The following is a 257-nucleotide window of genomic DNA, read 5'->3' on the forward strand; positions in this document are numbered from 1 at the left end:
ATGCACGCCCTGTGCGCTTGGTATCTTTCCAGCCTCCTAACTTTGCCAGTTCCTGATACGCCCATGACATATTTGGAGCAGTTTCAGGCAATGGTGTTTTTATTCTCTTTAACCACAATAACTTCCATGCTTTGGGAGATAATAGTTGTTCACAACTTGGAGAATCAGGCTGCTCATTGGTGAACTTTAGTTGCAATATTCGCGTCGCAATAAAGCCATTAATCGTCACCAATCTTTCCATGTTATCTTGGCTTTGA

The 257-nt window shown here is 42.4% G+C and carries 1 pseudogene; it reads right to left on the reverse strand.

What is annotated here, in order from left to right:
* Positions 1 to 257: pseudogene (locus AAEZ18_RS19180) on the reverse strand (IS4 family transposase); the annotation flags it as partial.

The sequence above is a fragment of the Pseudoalteromonas sp. 19-MNA-CIBAN-0066 genome (assembly GCF_040308705.1).
Lineage (GTDB): Bacteria > Pseudomonadota > Gammaproteobacteria > Enterobacterales > Alteromonadaceae > Pseudoalteromonas > Pseudoalteromonas nigrifaciens.